This is a genomic window from Paenibacillus mucilaginosus 3016 (assembly GCF_000250655.1).
Classification (GTDB): Bacteria; Bacillota; Bacilli; order Paenibacillales; family NBRC-103111; genus Paenibacillus_G; species Paenibacillus_G mucilaginosus.
Genome location: NC_016935.1, coordinates 5,006,309 through 5,025,610 on the forward strand (window position 1 = coordinate 5,006,309; position 19,302 = coordinate 5,025,610).

Annotated in this window: 17 protein-coding genes; 6 read left to right on the forward strand and 11 right to left on the reverse strand. The window is 56.5% G+C overall.

All coding sequences use genetic code 11. From position 1 onward, the window contains the following. Positions 1–44: 44 nt before the first annotated feature. From PM3016_RS20780 to PM3016_RS20800, 5 genes are all read right to left on the reverse strand, one after another. Positions 45–1,517 (reverse strand): hypothetical protein, encoded by a 1,473-nt coding sequence (locus PM3016_RS20780; protein WP_014370811.1) that lies wholly within the window; start codon positions 1,515–1,517, stop codon positions 45–47. A gap of 159 nt (positions 1,518–1,676) precedes the next feature. Next, a complete protein-coding gene (locus tag PM3016_RS20785) occupies positions 1,677–2,372 on the reverse strand; it encodes a response regulator transcription factor (RefSeq protein WP_013918485.1) in 696 nt (231 codons plus the stop codon). Positions 2,373–2,378: 6 nt separating this feature from the next. Continuing rightward, complete coding sequence (locus PM3016_RS20790) at positions 2,379–3,857, reverse strand: sensor histidine kinase (RefSeq protein WP_013918486.1); 1,479 nt, start codon at positions 3,855–3,857, stop codon at positions 2,379–2,381. A gap of 162 nt (positions 3,858–4,019) precedes the next feature. Next, on the reverse strand, positions 4,020–5,246 hold the full coding sequence (locus PM3016_RS20795) for an MFS transporter (RefSeq protein WP_014370812.1): 1,227 nt from the start codon (positions 5,244–5,246) through the stop codon (positions 4,020–4,022). A 27-nt stretch (positions 5,247–5,273) separates the two neighbouring features. Continuing rightward, on the reverse strand, positions 5,274–6,293 hold the full coding sequence (locus PM3016_RS20800) for an ROK family transcriptional regulator (RefSeq protein ID WP_014370813.1): 1,020 nt from the start codon (positions 6,291–6,293) through the stop codon (positions 5,274–5,276). A 319-nt stretch (positions 6,294–6,612) separates the two neighbouring features. Between PM3016_RS20800 and PM3016_RS20805 the strand changes: the two genes are divergently transcribed. Beyond that, positions 6,613–7,038, forward strand: a complete 426-nt coding sequence (locus tag PM3016_RS20805) for a VOC family protein (protein ID WP_014370814.1) — start codon at positions 6,613–6,615, stop codon at positions 7,036–7,038. A gap of 458 nt (positions 7,039–7,496) precedes the next feature. Continuing rightward, positions 7,497–8,381, forward strand: a complete 885-nt coding sequence (locus PM3016_RS20810) for an RCC1 domain-containing protein (protein WP_014370815.1) — start codon at positions 7,497–7,499, stop codon at positions 8,379–8,381. A gap of 97 nt (positions 8,382–8,478) precedes the next feature. Here the strand turns inward: PM3016_RS20810 and PM3016_RS20815 are convergent, their stop codons facing one another. Both PM3016_RS20815 and PM3016_RS20820 read right to left on the reverse strand, forming a co-directional pair. Continuing rightward, the gene (locus PM3016_RS20815) at positions 8,479–9,396 is read right to left on the reverse strand and encodes an NADP-dependent oxidoreductase (RefSeq protein ID WP_014370816.1); all 918 of its coding nucleotides are present in this window, start codon (positions 9,394–9,396) and stop codon (positions 8,479–8,481) included. Between the two features lie 59 nt (positions 9,397–9,455). Continuing rightward, positions 9,456–10,811, reverse strand: coding sequence for an MFS transporter (locus PM3016_RS20820; protein WP_014370817.1), 1,356 nt, complete (start codon positions 10,809–10,811; stop codon positions 9,456–9,458). A gap of 197 nt (positions 10,812–11,008) precedes the next feature. Between PM3016_RS20820 and PM3016_RS20825 the strand changes: the two genes are divergently transcribed. Next, a complete protein-coding gene (locus tag PM3016_RS20825) occupies positions 11,009–11,902 on the forward strand; it encodes a LysR family transcriptional regulator (RefSeq protein WP_013918494.1) in 894 nt (297 codons plus the stop codon). Positions 11,903–12,029: 127 nt separating this feature from the next. Here PM3016_RS20825 and PM3016_RS20830 read toward each other — a convergent pair whose 3' ends face one another. Further along, positions 12,030–12,989 (reverse strand): helix-turn-helix transcriptional regulator, encoded by a 960-nt coding sequence (locus PM3016_RS20830; RefSeq protein WP_013918495.1) that lies wholly within the window; start codon positions 12,987–12,989, stop codon positions 12,030–12,032. A gap of 170 nt (positions 12,990–13,159) precedes the next feature. Here PM3016_RS20830 and modA point away from each other — a divergent pair, with 170 nt between their 5' ends. Genes modA through PM3016_RS38220 form a run of 3 tightly spaced genes read left to right on the forward strand, consistent with a single transcriptional unit; the run spans position 13,160 to position 15,017 of the window. Next, positions 13,160–13,999, forward strand: coding sequence for a molybdate ABC transporter substrate-binding protein (gene modA, locus PM3016_RS20835; RefSeq protein ID WP_013918496.1), 840 nt, complete (start codon positions 13,160–13,162; stop codon positions 13,997–13,999). Positions 14,000–14,001: 2 nt separating this feature from the next. After that, positions 14,002–14,676 carry a molybdate ABC transporter permease subunit gene (modB, locus tag PM3016_RS20840; protein WP_014370818.1) on the forward strand — a complete coding sequence of 225 codons (675 nt, stop codon included), beginning with the start codon at positions 14,002–14,004 and terminating at the stop codon, positions 14,674–14,676. Then, entirely contained in the window at positions 14,673–15,017 is a 345-nt protein-coding gene (locus PM3016_RS38220) for a hypothetical protein (RefSeq protein ID WP_143768144.1), read from the forward strand. The genes modB and PM3016_RS38220 overlap by 4 nt, the downstream gene beginning before the upstream one ends. Positions 15,018–15,181: 164 nt before the next feature. Here the strand turns inward: PM3016_RS38220 and PM3016_RS20845 are convergent, their stop codons facing one another. The 3 genes from PM3016_RS20845 to PM3016_RS20855 form a co-directional block, all read right to left on the reverse strand. Next, the gene (locus PM3016_RS20845) at positions 15,182–16,057 is read right to left on the reverse strand and encodes a phosphotransferase family protein (protein WP_014370819.1); all 876 of its coding nucleotides are present in this window, start codon (positions 16,055–16,057) and stop codon (positions 15,182–15,184) included. A gap of 111 nt (positions 16,058–16,168) precedes the next feature. After that, positions 16,169–16,822, reverse strand: a complete 654-nt coding sequence (locus PM3016_RS38225; protein WP_148279698.1) for a hypothetical protein — start codon at positions 16,820–16,822, stop codon at positions 16,169–16,171. Continuing rightward, a complete protein-coding gene (locus PM3016_RS20855) occupies positions 16,813–19,149 on the reverse strand; it encodes a right-handed parallel beta-helix repeat-containing protein (RefSeq protein WP_238540272.1) in 2,337 nt (778 codons plus the stop codon). Before PM3016_RS20855 ends, PM3016_RS38225 begins: the two co-directional genes overlap by 10 nt. Between the last annotated feature and the right edge of the window lie 153 nt (positions 19,150–19,302).

Genomic DNA, 19,302 nt, shown 5'->3' on the forward strand with positions numbered 1-19,302 from the left:
AAGAAAGGCCGCCCGCAGGCAGCCTCTCCAAAGCGCATTTCTTCTTATTTTGCCGTCAACTTTACGCTATCTGCCGTAGCCCACGTTCCAACCGGGACCACCTCATAGGTAACGCCGGACGCCAGCCTGCCGTCGTTCTGGATATCGAACACCCCTGTATCCCCTTTACGAGTCTGCACCCGGTATTGGGCCGTGAGGACCGTTCCGTCCGATCCTTTCAGCTCAATGGAACGGTACGCGAACAGCTCATCACCCGGATCGGCCGACAGCGTCACCGCGACGACACGCTCATCGGTCTGTGATACCGCGGCGATCTGCAGCGGCTCGATCTGCTCTGCAACGAATGTGTTGTTCTCCAGCTCGAACCAATCGGAGGTTACCGTGTATTTCACACCCGGCTGCAGCGCGGTGCCTGCCGGCAAACGGAACTTCGGCTCCTGCCGGCCGTCCGTGGACTGCGTGAATCCTACATAATTCACGGTGACCGGCTGGCCGCCCTCCGGTGTCAGTGTCGCCTGGCGTGCGGCCAGAGACGGAATGATCTGCATGGTCTGTCCCTGCAGCGTGTTGCCCTCTTCGAGAACAGCCGCATTCGCCCCGCGCCCGCCGGCATAGGCCGAGATCACATACCCGTAATCGATCACTCCATCCGCACGGAAAGAGTCGACCTCGAACGTATCGTTCGTCACTTGGCGGGTGCTCTTCAGTTGAATCATTTCCCCGCTGGATGCTACCCGGAAAGTCTGCTGCCCCTTATAAGTAAGCGTATATTCATGGTCCGGCTGCATGGTTTGAACCGGAACAATATAGGTCGCGAAAGATCCTGTCTTGAGCCGGGGCTGGTTGACCAGCTTGATCCCCGGCTCGAAGATGAAGTTCGCCTGCGCGGCTGCCAAAGCCTCGTCGGCAAGGGTCAGCGGCCGGTCGAATGTCATCTCGAACGCTATTTTGTTCAGCGCCTTAACCGATACGATCTGCGCATGCTCCGAACGGACCGCCTTCTCCGCCGCTACGAACAGCCGGGCAGTGTCCCCCCGCGAGATATGCTGCTCCTGGCCGATCTGCAGACCGTTCATCCAATACTGCACCGACTTCACGTCCCGCTGGAGCGCTTTGGCGATCATCGCTGCAAGCTCCGAAGGGTCTGCCGGTTGATTCGGCAGGAATTTGGAGCTGTCCTCAAGCAGTTTATGCGCAGCGGCTGTATTCACATAGGCCGTGTACCAAGGCTCGGACGGCTGAGCCGCCGCTTCCTGCGAAGGCTTCAGTCCCAGGGCCAGGACGATCATCTTGACGGCTTCGGCATTCGTGACGTGCCGCTCCTCCTGCATATGACCTTCCCCTGCGCCGTGAAGAACGCCTTGGCTGACCAGCTGGGCGATCGCCTGCCGGACCGCATCACTGTCCATCGCCGTCTCCTGAGCTGCAGCAGCGGTGGATTGGAAGGAAAGCACACTCCCTCCGCCCATCAGTACTGCTATGGCCATAACGGCTGCCTTGCGGTTCATCTTCTTCATCCTGGTATCTTCCTCTCGGTCGGTTTATGGTTGTTTTCCTGAACAACTTCATCATAAACGACCACGCTAAACCCCCTTCTAAGGAAGTATAAACATTTTCTAAACAGGCGCATAACAATGTTCACAGTAGGTCAGACACCCGGGAGTACATAGGAAACATTACACATTAAACCGGTAGCCTGCGCCCCAGACCGTCTCGATGAACTGCGGATTGGCCGGGTCCCCTTCGATCTTCTCCCGGATCCTGGAGATATGCACCGTGACCGTCGCAATCTCCCCGCTCGACTCCAGCCCCCAGATGTGCTCGAACAGCGCTTCCTTGCTGTACACCCGGTTCGGATGGGTCGCGAAGAAGAGCAGCACCTCGAACTCCTTCGTCGTCAGCGTCACTTCCCTGCCGTGCACGTACACCCGGTGGGCTTCCGGATGAATCGACAGCTCCCGGATCTGGATCACCTCCGGCCCCGCGGCCTGCCGCCCTCCGCCCAGGAAGCGTTCATACCGGGACAAATGGGCTTTGGCCCTCGCCACCAGCTCGCCCGGACTGAAGGGCTTCGTCACGAAATCGTCGGCCCCGAGCCCGAAGCCGCGGATCTTGTCGATCTCCTCGTTCTTCGCAGACACGATCAGCACCGGGATATCGAGCTTCTCGCGCACCTTGCGGCAGATGCCGAAGCCGTCCGTGCCGGGAAGCTGCAGGTCTACGATCAACAGGTCATACCCTCCGCCCAGCGCTTTCGCCAGGCCGTCATCGCCGTCGCCGGTCACATCCACCTCAAAATCATTCAGCTGCAGGTAATCCTTCTGAAGCTCAGCAATATACGGATCATCTTCAATGATCAGGATTCTTTTCATGGGCGCTCACCGATGTTCCTTCACGATTTGGAGTGTAAAAAACATACTTGTTCCCCGGCCCGGCTCACTGTCCGCCCGGATCGTACCGCCATGGCCTTCGACGATCTGCCGGGCAATCGCCAGGCCGAGTCCGCTGCCGCCGGCTGCCCATGTCCGCGAGGACTCCGCCCGGTAGAAGCGTTCGAAGATATGCGGCAGCGCATCCGCCGGGATGCCGGGACCGTTGTCCGTCAGCCGCACCGTCACCTCATCCGCCCCCTCCGGCGCATGGACGCCGATCATAATGACTTTGGGCTCGCGGATCATATACTTCATGCTGTTGTGCAGCAGATTGTGGACCACCCGCTTGAGCTTCTCCCGGTCGGCGAGCACCGTCACCGGCCGCTGCGGGATCTCCTCCCATACCACCTCAATGCCGTGGCGTTCGAAGTCGATCGCGTGCTCCCGGGTGATCTGCTGCAGCAGTGCAGCCAGCTCCGTCTCTTCGAAGGAGAACGGCTCTTTCTTAAGATCCAGCTTCGAGTAAAAGAACAGCTCCTCCACCATCCGCTCCATATCCGCGGCCCTCGTATGGATGGCCCCCGCATACTGCGCAAGCTTCTCGGGCGTCCGCGCCACGCCGTCCCGTATGCCTTCGGCGTACCCTTTGATCGTGGTGATCGGGGTCCGCAGATCATGCGAGATATTCGAGAGCAGCTGCTTGCGGTTTTCCTCGTAATGCAGCTGGAGCCGGATCGAAGCATGCAGCTGTCTGCGCATCTCATCGAAGCTCATGACGAGCTGTCCGACCTCATCCCTCGACTCGGCCTGCAGCTCATAGGTCAGATCGCCGGCCTTGATCCGCTCCGCCGACTGCCGGAGCCCTTCGAGCGGCTTGACGATCTTGCGCGTGACATAGCGGTACAGAATGAAGCTGGTGATGAGCACGATGAGCAGAATGACTCCGATGAGCACCGGCAGCAGGGTGCGGACCATCTCCGCGAACGGACTGCGTTCCCGCAGCACGAAGATACTGCCTTTTACCCCGGCCGCCTCGTCGAAATAAAAATCAAACTTCGCGTACCCGAAAAACCGGCTGTTCACGTTAAGCGTATTGCGGATCGAGTAGTTCCCGAGGTCATACGCGGGAAGCACGCCCGTAAAGTCGGCCTGCGGCATGTTCGGCGTGGAGTAGATCAGCGCCTCGCTCCGGCGGACGACCAGTCCGGCCTGTACCATCTTGAGCTGCAGATCATAGTCCTTGAGCAGCTTCGGGTCCGTCAGCTTCGCCGGGTCATGCTTGGCCAGGTACTTCAGTTCGAGGAAGATGCGCTCCTCTTCCTCCGACAGCGGATGAAGACCGTAGTGAATCGTATAAAAGCTGCGGAGGCTCTTGAAGTCTCCCGTCACCGCTACCGACAGCAGATACGCCGACAGTACGATGAGCAGGACCGAGACGATGACGACCGAAGCAAAGGACAGCAGCAATCGAAATCTAATGGACACCCCGCCCCTCCTTCCTGTTCCTCCCTATTGTGTTCGGTATGGGATGGTGTCATGTATCTCATCCACTGTAGTACAGCCGGTGCTGGTTTGGCAACTGAACCAAGATCAACGGAGTTCCAGAATATAAAAAAGACCCTCCATACCGAGAGTCTTTCATTCAGGTTATGCGGACTGATGTGTGCCCCTACCCTGCAGACGCGTCTTCAGCACCGAATTGATGCGTTCGGAGGCGGCAAGCATCAGGAAAGCGTAAAGAAGCACCAGCACCGGGAAAATGCCGACCGTCAAAGCAGCCGCCAGTGCACCGAGCAGCGGGGGCAGGACCGTGCTGCCTGTATAAGCGGCCGCCATCTGGTAGCCCATGATGCGCGGGGCATGCTTGCTGCCGAAACGGGCCGGCGTCTCATGGATCATGCATGGGAAGATCGGCGCGCAGCCAAGTCCCACGAGAATCAATCCGATCAGGGAGCATACGGCCGGCAGCGGCAGCAGCAGGAGAAGTGCGCCCGCCAACACGGTAAGCTGCCCCGCGCGGATCAAGGTGCGGCTGCTGACCTTAAAGGTAACGAATCCGGTGATGAACCGTCCAACCGTAATGCCCCCATAGTACATCGAGATCCACCCCGCCGCCGTCGAAGCCGGCAGGTCTTTGACATGGACCAGGTAACTGCTTCCCCATAAGCCGACGGAAGCTTCAACCCCGCAGTAGAACAGGAACGTGAGCAGGGCGAGGATCACTCCCTGCTTCGCCGGGGACTTCTCTTCTTCCGCCTGGCGCCGGATGTCTTCCGCGCCCTCTTCTCCCGCCTGCTGCGCCGTTGCGGCAGCCTCGCGGGAAGCCGCTGCCAGCTTCCACAACGGCAGAGCGAGCAGCAGCACGGCCACCAGCCCCCACTGGAGCAGCGAGATCGTCTGGTACCCCTGCCTCCAGGAAGCGTCGCTGGTTACATACTGCGACAGGATGATGGGTCCCAGGGTGGCCCCGATCCCCCAGAAGCAGTGAAGCCAGCTCATGTGATGCGCCTTGTAATGGGCGGCCACATAGCTGTTCAGCCCTGCATCGACAGCCCCCGCCCCGAGTCCGAGCGGCACTGCGAAGAGAAACAGCCATGCCGGCGAAGGCGCGTACGCATAGCCGCTCAGCGCGGCGGCGGTGAGCATGACGCTGATCATCGTCACAAGGCCGGTTCCAAGCCGCTGGATGACCCAGCCGCTGAATAAGCTGGAGAGGATCGTCCCTCCCGCGATCAGCATGGAGATGTAGCCGGCCAGCCCGAGCGGCGCGCCGTATTCGGCCTGCATCACAGGCCAAGCCGAGCCCAGCACGGAATCCGGCAGGCCCAGGGAGATAAAAGCGATATAAATAAGGATAAGCAGTAAGGTAACCATAGATTGTAATTCCCGCCTGTCTTTCAGTTATTTGGCTAAGCGTAATCCCGATTCGAGCGTGCCGAGCGTCAGCACGACCATTCCGCTGACGTAATCGGCCGTAAAATCATCGGACACCCACAGCTCCGTCAGCGACCCTGCAGGCAGCAGTCTGCCGCAGGTCTCTGCCATAGCGGGCAGATGCCCCTGTTTAATGAAGCTCGCGTTCAGCACGACAAAATCCGGGTTCAGGACACTGCAGACGGCTGCGGTCAAACGGGCGGCAGCCTCGCGCCGCACTTCCTCCGGTTCAAGGAGCAGAGCCTCTCCCCAGCTGATCCCGAGCGGGATATTCGCCACCTCACCCGCAAAACCTCTCCTGCCCCGGAACAGCTTCCCCTCAATGACGATCCCTGCCCCCGGCGGGAACCGGTCCGGAATGTACAAGTAAGCGCCGGTCGCATCCGCGGCTACGCCTTTGCGTTTCCAGAAGCCCACCGCAGCCGCATTGACGTCATTCTCCACCGTCACCGGTCTCCGGTACTTGTCACGGAAGTGTTCCCGCAGCGCCAGGCCGCGCAGTGCTTCATAGTCGGACACCAGCATACGTCCCTCGAATTCCGCGCCGGGCAGTCCAAAGCCGATCGCCCCGATGGAAGGATAAGCTTCCATCGCCTCGTCAATTAGACTCTCGAAGGCCTGGAGGTCCACACTCTCTACTGGCGCCTCCGTATCGGCAGCAACCCGGCCCAGAAGATTCACTACCGTGCAGCGGATTCGGATATCCCCCTTGGCTTCATGAGGGAACAGAATCAGGGCATGGGCGTAATCCCCGTTGTACGAATACAGCTGGGCGGGCCGGCCGCCTCCCGATGACGCCATCTCGGCTTCTTTCACTTCTCCCTGAGAGGTCAGCTCCTGCAGAAGGGTACCGACCGTTACCGTGCTCAGCCCTGTGGCCAGCGCAAGCTCCCGCTTGGTCGCCTGCTCTTTTTCCTTGAGTGCCCTGCGAACCAGGTTCAGATTGACCTCCCGGATGACCAGGGAGTTGCCGCCGATCGAATCCAATATACCGCCCCCTCGAATAACATAAACACTTTTCAAAAGCATTTTATTAAGTTAGTTTGACTTTACAGTACCTGGAGTCAGCTGTCAACCCGGTAAGGTTAATTAGGCCTTCACTTCACTTCACTTCACTTCACTTCACTTCACTTCACTTCACTTCACTTCACTTCACTTCACTTGAACCGACCGGCCAGTGGAAATAAAGAATTGGTTAAGGTTTCCTCCCCTCGCTTTATAGCTTTCCCGTTTGTGGTTATAATGGAAACTGGATTGATCCTGCTTGTCCATGCACAAGCCAAATTGACCAAGGATGGTGTATCCCATGAGCCTGCGTCTGACCACCTATCTCGTCATGAACGGGAATGCGAAGGAAGCTATTGATTTCTATGAGAAAGCCCTGGATGCCAAATTGCTGTTCTGCCAAACGTTCGGAGAAATGCCCGAGAATCCCGAATTCCGTCTGCCGGAGGGCACAGAAGGACGGATCTCCCATGCCATGATCCGGATCGGCGAGTCCGATCTGATGCTCTCGGATACGTTCCCGGGCCAGCCCCACCAGAGCGGCAACCAGGTTACGATCTGTATTACGACGGCGGACCCGGCTCAAGCGCGGCAGATCTACGATGCTTTATCCCAGGACGGTCAGATCCAAATGCCGCTGCAGGACACCTTCTTCAGCCCCTCCTACGGCATCGTGACGGACAAGTTCGGCGTCAACTTCCATATCTACACTGAAGGAAAACAGTAAGAGGGCCTTCCCGTCCTTCCAGGATGCTCTCAGCGATAGAGACGATATGAAAAGACGGCTGCCGGCAACCGGCGAACCGTCTTTTTCTTCATTCATGCGGAAGAATTCAAGGCGTTCCGGCTGCTCCCATCGCTTCTGCCGCAGCGTGGACAGCAGCCTGCCTGCCACAAACTCTTCCGGTTAGACCAAGTCATTGCCGTAAAACTTGTTATCGATGCTGACCGTCCTGGACATCCTGGACACAAGATTCACCATGGTATCATTGCCGTCGCGCCTATGCACAAGGTAGTAGGTATGAGATGATCAGAATCCTTAGCGCAGCCTGCTAATGATGTACTCCTATAGGCTGACATAAGGCCATTAGGCAATGAAGCCCTTTAAAGCTAAGATTTTCTTTATATGGTAAAATTATTGTTAGACTATAGGAAAAGAGATCATTCGAAGTAAGGAGGTACAGCATGGACTGCATCTCACCGAAAGAAGCGGCGTTCAAGGTGAACCCGTGGCCTAAACATACCCTGGCGGCGGGTTATCGTCATACCGTCGCACTTACATCGGAGGGCACAGTGACAGCTGTGGGTGATAATAAATACGGCCAATGTGATGTAAGCGGCTGGCTCGATATCGTGGCGGTTGCGGCAGGCTGCGCTCATACCGGTAATGCACATACCGTTGGGCTTAAGTCGGACGGCACGGTGGCGGCTGCGGGCTGGAATAAGCATGGCCAATGCGAGGTAAGCGGCTGGCGCGATATCGTGGCGATTGCGGCGGGTTGGCGTCGTACCGTCGGAGTTACATCGAATGGCACGGTGATGGCTGTGGGACGAAATCATGAAGGCCAATGCAATGTAAGCAGCTGGCGTGATATGGTGGCGGCAGCGGCGGGTGACTGGCATACGGTCGGGCTTACTTCGGACGGTACGGTGGCGGCGGTGGGAAATAATCGGTATGGCCAATGTAATGTAACCGGCTGGCACGATATCGTGGCGGTTGCGGCCGGTTACCTTCATACCGTCGGGCTTACATCGAACGGCACGGTAGTCGCTGTGGGTGGGGATAAACGTGAGCCATGCAATGTAAGCGGCTGGCGCGATATCGTGGCCATCGCGGCAGGGAGTCATCATACCATCGGACTTACAGCGGACGGTACGGTGACAGCTGTGGGCTGGAATGAGCATGGCCAATGCAATGTTAGCGGCTGGCGCGATATCGTGGCGGTTGCGGCGGGCTGCGCTCATACGCTCGGCCTGAGATCGGACGGCACGGTTGTGGCTGTCGGTCGAAATCAGGAAGGCCAATGCGAGGTAAGCGGCTGGCTCGGCATCCAACGGCCCGGCCATTAATGTTCAAGAAGACACGGTACGGATAAACCCAACAAAGGAGCCGCCACCCGGCAGCTCCCTCAGTCCCGTCTCCCCACAACTTATCTCCACGGTATCCCTAGTCGATCCTCAAAACAATCTTCCCGCGCCCGTGCCGGGTCTCAAGGGCACGCTGCGCCTCCCCCGCCTGGCTCAGCGGGAATACCTGCCGGATGTGAATCTGCAGCCTCCCTTGGGTATGGAGCTCCACCAATTCGGCAAGCCGGGCGGCTGAGCGTTCGCCCCGGACCACTCTGAGGCCGAGTTCTTCGACAAGATCGTAGGCGAAGTACGTGCAGATGCGGTTCCTGTCCTTCACGAGCTCCACCGCCGCACGGAGCCCTTCGCCTCCGGCCGTATCGAATGCGGCGTGGATGCCGTCCGGAGCAAGCTGACGCAGCCGGTCCGCCAAGCCTGCCTCGTACGTTACCGGAATCGCGCCGAGCGAACGGATGAAGTCATGGTTGCCTTCGCTGGCGGTGCCGATGACCGTCTTCGCTCCCCGCTCCTTCGCCAGCTGTACCGCGAATGAGCCCAGCGAACCAGCCGCCCCGTTGATCAGGACCGTATCGCCCGGTCCGACGCCGATCGCGTTCAAGGCGATATGAGCGCCTTGTCCGTTGCCGGTCAGCCCGCCCGCTTCCTCCCAGGACAGGGTATCGGGCTTGCTCACGATCTGGTCCGCGCCGACGACCACATATTCGGCATAGCTGTTCAACAGGGAGAAACCCAGCACGCGGCTGCCTACGGAGTAACCGGTGACCCCTTCCCCCACCTGGTCCACGATCCCGGCTAACTCATTGCCCGGAATCTGCGGCAGCTTCACCTCCAACCCGTAGGCAGGCTTCCAGCCGCTTCGCACGGCGGAGTCAAAATGCTGCACGCCGGCGCTTTTCACGCGAACCCTCACCTGACCCGGTCCGGCCTGCGGCTCCGGAAACTCCATCAGACTCATCACCTCCGGTCCTCCGAATGAAGCAAATGCTGCAGCTTTCATAAGAATCCCTCCTTGGTTTGCTCAATCAACTTGGATCGGCTTCGTTTATTGGATATCGGTCAGCGCCCTCTTCTGCCGAATTGACAATAATACAGGATCAGAATGACCCCGTGCAGCAGGGCCAGCACCAAATAAATATGGCTGTACACGGAAGCAGCCGCAGATGAATGGATGACATTCCAGCCGGAAGCCGCTCCCTGGTCAACCGCAGCGCTGTAAAGGCTGGAGGAGAGCGCTCCGGCAATAAAGTTCAGCATGGCGAGCAGCCCCATACCTACGCCGGTCTCTTCCTTGGATAGAGTTCTCGAGATCGTGCCCGATAGAGCAATCATCAGGAACGACTGCCCGACATTGCCGAAAACCAGAATCAGTGCAATCCAAACGGGCGGGACGCCGGCATAAGAAGAGAGAAGTACAAAACAGGTCAATAACAGCGCCGATGCCGTATAAAAAAGAAACGGGTTCCCTTTGGCGTCCGCGAGCTTTCCCGCTTTTCGGCCCAATACCGCCGTGGCGGCGGCCCCCGGGACCATGGCCAAGCCGACCCATTCCGGAGCCAGGCCCTGCACGTCGGTCAGCAGCTGCGGACTCAGAAAGGGAAGCGAGTAACCGATCCCCGTCGTAAGAAAAGCACAAGCCAGCCCAACCGCATAATTTGGATTACGGAACAGCTCAGGGCGTATAAAGGGATTCTCCGCGGTGCGGATTCTCACGGTAAAGAGGAGGAGCACAATCACGCAGCCGGCGGCCGGTGCCCAGGCCTTCGTCGTGATGGCAATGAGCAGCAGTGCCGCCGCTCCCGCCAGAAGTCCGGCTCCCGTCCAGTCGATGCTCCCTGCCCGTTCCTGTTCGTCGGGCAGATATTTGCGGTAATAGGGCAATGCGAGCAGCGTCAAAAGCGGCATGAGGAACAGCCACCGCCAATGCGCGGCGCTCACGATCAAGGAAGCCGCGACGGGGCCGATCACCCCGCCGACCGCAAGACCCGTCATCGCGATGCCCAGAGCCCTCCCCCGGTTCTCCGGCGGAACATAGCGAACCGGAATCAGCCCTGCCGCCGCCGGGATGACCGCCGCCCCAACGGCCTGCAGCACCCGGCCAAGCAGGACCGTCCAATAGGCTTGAGCCGCCAGCCCGATCAGAGAGCCGAAGGCAAAGAAGAGCAGACCGAACGTCAGCAAATCCTTGAGCTTATAAAGATCGGCCAGCTTGCCATAGATGACGGTTCCGATGGCATAGATCAGCAAAAAAGAAGAAGTAACCCAGCTTACCTGCACGAGAGAGAGCTGAAATTCCCTCCGGATCTCGGGCAGGACGATATTGAACATCGTCGCGCTCATGACCGAGATGACCAGCGTGAACGCGAGAATCCGAATGACCTTTTCTCCCGCTCCCTGCGTTGTTCCGGTTCCCACAACCTCATCCCGCTTTCTGTAGGCATAGACCTCCTGTCAGTCTCGGACGGACATAGGGTCGAACGGCAAGCCCTTCTTCCCGGGAAGGTTGATTGTCGCTTGCATAGTTGTATTGTATACTCCATAATTCATAAAGAATAATACATCTTGTTCAATATCATTCATTCCCTTGAGTATATAAGAGGAGGGACCATGGCTTGGAACTGCTGCAGCTTCAGTACTTTCGCACGGTTGCCCGGATGGAGCATATGACGAAGGCGGCACAGGAGCTGCGGATTGCGCAGCCTGCCCTGTCCAAGACGATCGCACGGCTGGAGAAGGATGTGGGGGTGCCCCTGTTTGACCGCGACGGCAGGCAGATTCGGCTGAATACGTATGGACGGACCTTTTTGGACAAAGTGGAGGCGGCGCTCACCCTGCTGGAAGAGGGACAAAGAGAGGTAGCGGACCTTGCGGGGTTGGAGCATGGAAGCATTCATTTGGCGGCTTCGACCCTGGAACGCCTCTCGGAACCCTTAAGCGGCTTCCTTTCGCTTCACCCGAAGGTTAGTCTGCGGATCACACAAGCCGCCATGGTCGAGATGGCCCACCAGATGGAGGCCGGCGAACTGGATCTCTGCTTTACCCCTTTACCCATGGATGGGCCCGATTGGGGCAGCGTATCGGTCCTGAAGGAAGAGGTTTACCTTGCCGTCCCTCCCGGACACCGGTTAGCCGGCCGGAAGAGCGTACGCTTGAGTGAGGCGGCGGAGGAGCCCTTTATCGGGTACAAAGAGGGCTATCATTTTCAGAAAATGAATGACGGGTTCTTCCGTGCGGCGGGGTTCATGCCCCATTTCGTCTGCCGGGTAGACGAACCGGCGGCGATTGCCAAGCTGGTCGGATCGGGTCTGGGCGTCGCCCTGACAGGCGGCTGCGGAGGGCCGAACGTCCCCATTCATCTGCTGTCCATCGACGATCCGGTCTGCCGGCGCGAGTTTCAACTCGTGTGGCATAATAAACGGTACCTTTCCATGGCGGCCCGCAAGTTCCGGGATTATATGGTGGAGTACTTTGCCGCCGAAGAAGCTCATCTTGGCCCAAGATCATGATTTATGGCATGAAAAAACACAGCCAACCTCATCCGTTGGCCGTGTTTGTGCTTGTACCCTGGAGTGTGTTCGTCCCGTGTTCGCTCCCCTGCCGCAATACACGCGGAGGAGTTCTGGCGGATAGCCGTCATGGCGTCTCGAACAAGACGCGCCCCGTCCGGCTCAGATCATACCCCTGAATCGGGCGCAGCTCGCTGTGAAAGGCTTCGGATTGAAGCACCCCTTTGACCTGCTCGATCCACGCCAGGTTCTCCGGCTTTTTGACCATCACCAGGTCCACTCTCTCCTGCACGAGCGGGATGAACTCCACTCCGCCGACCAGGTAAGCGGCCTTCTCGGTGCCGACCCCAAAATCCGCTTCGCCGGTCGCCACTTTGCCGGCCACCCCCATATGATTGGACTCCTCCTGCGCATATCCCTGCAGCAGCCGTGCCGTGATGCCGTGCAGCCGGAGCTGCTCATCCAGCAGTACGCGGGCCCCGGAGCCCTTCTCCCGGTTGATCATCCGCAGCCCCGGCTTCGCCAGGTCCGCCCAGCCGCCGATCCCGTGCGGATTCCCCTGCCTGACATACAATCCGGCCATGCGCGAGACGAGGTTGACCACCACATACTCGAAGCCGGTGAGCAGCCGGCGGATGTAGGGCAGATTGTATTCGCCGGTATCCCCGTCGAGCAGATGCGTACTGACGATATCCGTTTCGCCCCGGTACAGGGCGATGAGGCTGTCCATGCTTCCCACGTAGGCGCGCAGCGGCCGGTAGCCCCCGACCTTTCGTTCCATATGCCCCGCGAGAATATCCAGGCTGACATCCTGCCCGGTAATGACAAGGGTATCTTTAACCGTACGGTTCAGTTGGCTCGGTGCCGCCGAGTGCGGAGCCGCTGCGGGAACCTCCTTGGCCGGCAGAGGCTGGCCGCCTTTGGCACGGGCTTTGTAGGCCTCCAGGTCCGAGGCGTCGACGCGCATCTGCTTGCCGACCCGGTATGCCGGCAGCTCGCCCTTTTTGATGAGATCGTATACCGTTAATTTTGAAACTTTAAGCAGCTTGGCGATTTCTTCCGTCGTATAGGATATGTCGATGCTCATGCTTGTCCTCCATCAGGCTTGCTCCGTCCCTTCTTCTCCTCATCATAAGCTTCGAGCAGGTTGATTTCAATTCTACTTTACGGAGTTTTTCATCTTATATATAATTACTCATAACCAAACCATACTAATTATAACGAAACAGAGAGAAAAGAGGATTCGGAGGAGAACCCATGCGGTTATTTCATCGATTTAGTGCTGTTTTGTTAGGTGCAGCCGCAGCTTCGTTGATCTTCACGGGATGCGGAGCATCCAAGAGTCCAGGCTCGGAAGGCGCCTCGCCGGCACCGGCAGATCAGGCGTCCGTACCGGCGGCCCAAGTCGAGCTGACGGTATCGGCGGCGGCCAGCTTAACCGACGCGCTCAAGGAGATCCAGAAGCACTACGAAGCGAAGAACGGACAGGTCAAGCTGAAGTTCAACTTCGGTGCCTCCGGCGCACTGCAGCAGCAGATTGAACAGGGCGCACCGGCGGATCTTTATTTGTCTGCGTCGGCCGAGAATATGAAAGCGCTGGTTGACAAGCTGTACATCGACGCTTCGCAGCAGACGCCCCTGCTCCGGAATGAGCTGGTGGTCGTCGTACCGGCGGACAGCACAGCCGGCTTAACCAAGCCGGAAGATTTGCGCGGGGATGCCGTCCGGCATGTGGCGGTGGGCGAACCGCAGACCGTCCCCGCCGGAGGCTATGCCAAGGAGGCGCTGACGAAGCTGGCGCTGTGGGACACGCTGCAGCCGAAGATCGTGCAGGCCAAGGATGTGCGTCAGGTGCTCACCTATGTCGAATCCGGGAATGCCGAGGCCGGCTTCGTATACAAGACGGATGCCCTCACCTCCGGCAAAATAAAGCTCGCCTTCACGGTGGACCCTGGGACGTATACGCCGATTGAATATCCCGCTGGCATCGTCAAGACCACGAAGCACGGGGAGGAAGCCGGCGATTTCTTCACCTATCTCCAAAGCAAGGAAGCCCAGGACGTGTTCGTCCGATACGGCTTCTCGATTCCGGAGTAAGGATGGAGCTCACGAACTGGACCGAGTTCACCGCCCCCATCCTGCTCTCCCTCAAGGTGTCCGTTGTCGCCAGCGTCTTCGTGCTGCTGCTGGGCGGAGGGGCCGCGTGGGTTATGGCCCGGAGAAGCTTCCCGGGCAAAACCTGGGTGGAGACCGCCATCCTTCTCCCCCTTGTGCTGCCTCCGACCGTGGTCGGCTTTCTCCTGCTGATGCTGCTCGGCAAAAAAAGCTGGATCGGACAGCTCTCGGAGCTCTTGTTCCACCGGCCGATCATTTTCACCTGGTCGGCTGCCGTCATCGCTTCGATCGTGGTGGCATTCCCTTTGGTGTATCAAGCGATGAAAACCGGATTCAGCGCCGTCAACCGGGATCTCGAAGATGCCGCCAGATCCACCGGCGCGAGTGAATGGCAGGTGCTGCGGCATATCACCCTGCCTCTTGCCTGGCGTTCCGTCGTTTCGGCCTACATTCTCGGGTTTGCGCGGGGCTTGGGCGAATTCGGCGCCACCCTGATGATCGCCGGCAACATTCCCGGCCAGACCCAAACCCTGCCTACCGCGATCTATATCGCCGTGGAAGCAGGCAGCCACACCCTCGCGTGGTATTGGGCCGCATGTATCATCGCCATTTCATTCGTGATGCTGCTGCTCGCTAACCGGCGGAGCACGGAGAAGTGATGAAGGGGCTTCACCGGGCAATACAACAACCAATCCAATATAAAGCGGTGATCTGTTATAACGGCGTTCATAAATGCGCTGCTTGTCTTATGGGTATTCGGCGGGATTGTTTTATCGCTTCTCATCCGGGCTTTTTATGGAAAAACCCTTGGGGCGGTTTCTTTGGTTATTGTTACCTTGGTCTATGGTCTGGCCTCGGAGTGGAACGGCGGGGATTTGAACCGGGCTTTGGGGAAGGCAATTGGACTCATTCTAAAGTGAATAAAAAACATGACATTTGTCACTCCAATAATTCATCGAAATGCGATATATTAATGGAATTATATAGTAAAGGAGGATAATAAAGTTTTGGGCAGGAAGAAAGCGAAGTCTTACATCATTAGTGCGGTAGTCGGATTTGTATTGGTTCTTGGGTTTGTGTACCTCTATGCAACCAAATTAAGCTTCTAGTCAGCCGAAAAAGCGGAGCCGCAAGGTCTCCGCTTTTTTCAGTACATGCCTCTGCTTACTCCCGGAAGCTCTCCTCCGCCCCCTTGTAAGCATTCAACCTCACTCGGATCTCGTGAACAAGCAGGCCTTTCTCTTCGTCCGATATGGCGTCAGCCGTCAATTTGCGTGCCGCCATAGGAAGCAACCATGGGTCGACCTCTTCGGCCGTCACACCGGATAACCTGGTGTACTCCTCCATGAACGCGTCGATCATCATCTCCCGGATGGAGTGAAAGCGGCCGATGATCCGGTCCCCCAAATGAGAAGGCAGGACAGCGTACCTGACCATAAGGATATATTCCGCCAGATCCGCCTCCGGATTCCCGGCCGATGCATTCATCCAGTCGATGAGGAGCCCTTCGTCATGCCGCACAAAAATATTCCCGGGATTCGGATCCCCATGACACACCCGCTGCTTGACGGGCAGGTCATCGAGTATCGCACATATTTGCTTTTTCTCTGGAGCAGTCAAGCTCTCCACTCCAAGAAGAGCCCCCTTGATGCTCTCTCTCTGGGAGGGCAGAGCCTCAGCAGATTGACTGTGAAGCGCATTCAGAATGCGGGCCGTCATGCGCACATCGTCATAAATCGGACTGTCCTCCGAGACTTCCGGCTGGTCCAACCCCCGGAGGAACCGCTGCATCAGCGTCTCCCCCTGGATCTGTTCCACCACAATGCCCGGACGTCCATCGACAACCCGCAAGTCAAAAGGCTGCGGCACAGGCAGCCCAAGCTCCCACGCCGTCCGGTGATTCCGGTACTCGTTTCTCATGGCATCCATACTTGTATTGGATTTGGCCAGTTTGATGATTTTCGCTGGTTGCTCCGTCCCATACTCATATACCTCTGAGCAGCCGCCCTCACCGATTTTCCTGCCCAGCTTAGTCTCCATCCGTGGACCTCCTTAGCTTGAGAGACAACCTTTTCTCCCGCCATTATACCAGAGCTCCACATTCCCTTTCTTTTGTTTTTTGATTGCCAGAAACTAAACATGCAGCTGTTGTTAAGGGGTATAAAAATCAGAAAGCTGAACACTGGTCAGCGGGTATCCCGGTTTATCCTCAAATTCCATGACATAGGCTTTCAAGGTTTCATTCGCAGCAAGTGTCAAGTCCGTCGTGAACGTTACCGTCTGCGTGCCTTCAATCGTATTATCAATTTGCTCGTTGGCATAGGCCGTGCCTTTTAGTACGCCGCCAGCCGTATATACCTCTACAATCCCCCTACCATAGGTAGTAAGATCACCCTGTTTGGTCACAGACATAGATCCTATGTTTCCATTCGGGTCTACAGCCACATGATTGATCACTAACGGATAAGCAGCTGGAGTTACATGCGGCTGAGGGTAAGCACTGTTCGGTGCAGGTCCTAAGCTTGTAATCGAAGCAGGTACGGTATATGGGGTTTCAGCTCTTGTCCCTTTCAATACTTCAGCTAATACTTTGGCCTGGGGGGCTTCCGGATCTGCATTCACGATCGCTTTGGCACCGTCAAAGAACATGCGGGCAAAATGGTCCACACCGGCATCATTCGGATGAGTGCCGTCTACACTCCCGCCTTGCACTGCCCTGAAATAGTAATCCGTACTCGCTGCCGTGAACCCCAAATCTTCGCAAAGCTGGGAATACCACGCAAGGGAAGGGGCATTTAGATCCACAAAGGCAATATCCGCCGCCCCCCTGCCACTTTTTCTTGGACATATTGTTTACCCATCGCAGAAAACCCATCTAAAGTAGATGTCCATGTGTTTGCTGCTGCATCATATTGATAAGCCCTGTGCCGATCGATGGGACCCACAATAATGAACTTAGCACCCTTGCTGTGAACAAAATCATAATAATAGTAAATCCCGTTATAGTAGCCTGTCGGACCATCCGTTTTATGATTATGTCCAAACTCGAAGAAGACAACGTCGCCGGGCTGAATACGTTCTTTAAACTGATCAAAATGTTTCATACTGGTGTAGGTATTCAATCCGCTTTCCGCATGATTGGAGACCGCAATATGGGGACCCGCATATTTGGACAGTGCCTGCCCGACACCCGAATAGTTTTGAAGCCTGAAGTAAGGCAGTGATGCCAATTGATCATTCACTGTGGAGTCACCCAGAACCCAAAGCGTTCTGCCTTGTTCGATCTGTTCAATTTTTGCAGAAGATAGGGCTGCATTCTCCCCGCTTACTGCAATATTGAGCATCGTATCCACATAGGTCCCGGTTACTTTAGAATAAACGTTTTGAACATTTACACTAAATTCATAGCTCAAGCTGGTACCCGCAGGAATGACCTTTTCTGTCAAATGAAAATGTCTTTTCTCTGAAAACAAATTCACCTTGGCATCCTTGCTCGGATCAGCGCCGGTTAGAGTCACCTTTACTTTGTAATAGGTATTGGGGGTTACCTTCACCGCAAAACGAATGGGCATCCCCGGATCGGTTACAGCGACAGCATCATCATCCGCCGTTTCCGGTACAGGCTTTGCAACCTCCCGAAGCTTGATCTCCTGCCCTTCCTGCATGACAAATCCATCACTTCGATCATCCTCTTGGTAGCCATTCGGACCTAACCCCAGAAAACCGTACCCTCTCTCCGGTGTATATGCCCTATCGGCCGTGACACCTGTGTATCCTCCCTCCACACTCTTGGCAGGTCCAAAGTCGAACTTCCAGCTCTGGAGTTTGCTGCTGTTTTGATCGGCAAGGTAGCCGAGTCCTTCTTTGTAAAGCTGACTCGTCGTTACCGGACGCATAAAGGTAACATCCGGTAAGCTGCCGTCTGCTTTTCGGGGTGCAGATAATTGGGCAATATCCAGACTTACAAAATCTTTATCTGTGATGTGAAGGCCGCCATTGATGGTCCAAGAGTTATGGCTTACCTTTTCCGGCGGATGATTATCATTCATGATCGGTGTCCCCATATAGGCGATGTTATGATGCAGCACTTCTCTGTAACCGGGAATGTCGACATCCTCCGTTGGGCTGACACGCTCCAGCATATTGAAGTTAGCCGTACCATTATGATAGGCCGTGTTACTCATCCAGTTAGCGGATTGACCCGGCTGATGGTTGGCATAAAAGCCATTCGCTCCGTTATTGGCAGCCAAGGAATAGGTGACGGTATGAACCGGCACCGGGTCCGGAATTCCCGATGTTCTATGACCATATCCGCCGACTTTGAACCCATTTTTATCGCCTATCCCATCCTGATTCCCCTTATGATTGAAAGCCCAGGAATGGTCATAAGTTACCGGCGCACTGGAACTGATACTGTCGAATCCGTCATCGCTGTTATTCCATGCACGGGAGTTAATGAACGAAACCGGTCCTGCATGAGCGCCAAAACCATCTGTATTTCCCGCTGATACGGCCGTGGGTCCGATGTTGTTATAGGAATCACAATTAAGGACAATTCCTGTGCCTCTTGTTGTGAAGTAAAAGCCATTGGCTTCATTATCATGAGCTGCTACATGCTCGAAATCGGCCTGTCCGATCACTCTAAACACTTCGGATTGCTTTTGGCTGCCTACTTTCACCCCGATGGCATCAAATCCTTTAAATTTGATACCGGTTACTTGATCCGCCACACGAAAAGCAGCCACACGTAAATTCGTAGGCACATGCTGGAAATCAAATACCGGTCTCTCGTCTCCCGGATAAGCCTCATAGGTGATCCCGCTCTTCGTAATGTCATGCACATAATTATAATTGCTGTCGGTGGCGGCAATTTGGAAATCATCGTACACTCCTCCGCGAATATATACGGTATCTCCGGAGGATGCTGCTGATTGCGCTTTCATAATGCTTTTGAAAGGCGCACTTTTCGTACCCGGATTCGTATCACTGCCGGTTGGGGAGATGAAATAATCTGCAGCGAATGCAGAGGTGGACATCACCAAGAATGCGGCTATGCCCGTGATTGCAGCAGCACCATATTTAAAAAGCGGACTGGCAGCAGCGAACCTGGACGACATGGATTGCTCCATCATTTTTTCCTCCCATTTCATACTGTAATTTGCAACGCATAGAGGTAACTTCAAGGAAACTGGCGCCTTCTTTGCCAGTGACGATAAGTACGATCACCTCCCTTGGTATAGACCGGCGGCAGCCGATATCACACCCTTTCGCTTCGAGCGAACCGG

Bases quoted from the DNA above. Each gene is read 5' to 3' on its own strand.
- PM3016_RS20780 (WP_014370811.1), bottom strand. From the start codon at position 1,517: ATGAAGAAGATGAACCGCAAGGCAGCCGTTATGGCCATAGCAGTACTG.
- PM3016_RS20785 (WP_013918485.1), bottom strand. From the start codon at position 2,372: ATGAAAAGAATCCTGATCATTGAAGATGATCCGTATATTGCTGAGCTT.
- PM3016_RS20795 (WP_014370812.1), bottom strand. From the start codon at position 5,246: ATGGTTACCTTACTGCTTATCCTTATTTATATCGCTTTTATCTCCCTG.
- PM3016_RS20805 (WP_014370814.1), top strand. From the start codon at position 6,613: ATGAGCCTGCGTCTGACCACCTATCTCGTCATGAACGGGAATGCGAAG.
- PM3016_RS20810 (WP_014370815.1), top strand. From the start codon at position 7,497: ATGGACTGCATCTCACCGAAAGAAGCGGCGTTCAAGGTGAACCCGTGG.
- PM3016_RS20815 (WP_014370816.1), bottom strand. From the start codon at position 9,396: ATGAAAGCTGCAGCATTTGCTTCATTCGGAGGACCGGAGGTGATGAGT.
- PM3016_RS20830 (WP_013918495.1), bottom strand. From the start codon at position 12,989: ATGAGCATCGACATATCCTATACGACGGAAGAAATCGCCAAGCTGCTT.
- modA (WP_013918496.1), top strand. From the start codon at position 13,160: ATGCGGTTATTTCATCGATTTAGTGCTGTTTTGTTAGGTGCAGCCGCA.
- modB (WP_014370818.1), top strand. From the start codon at position 14,002: ATGGAGCTCACGAACTGGACCGAGTTCACCGCCCCCATCCTGCTCTCC.
- PM3016_RS20845 (WP_014370819.1), bottom strand. From the start codon at position 16,057: ATGGAGACTAAGCTGGGCAGGAAAATCGGTGAGGGCGGCTGCTCAGAG.
- PM3016_RS20855 (WP_238540272.1), bottom strand. From the start codon at position 19,149: ATGATGGAGCAATCCATGTCGTCCAGGTTCGCTGCTGCCAGTCCGCTT.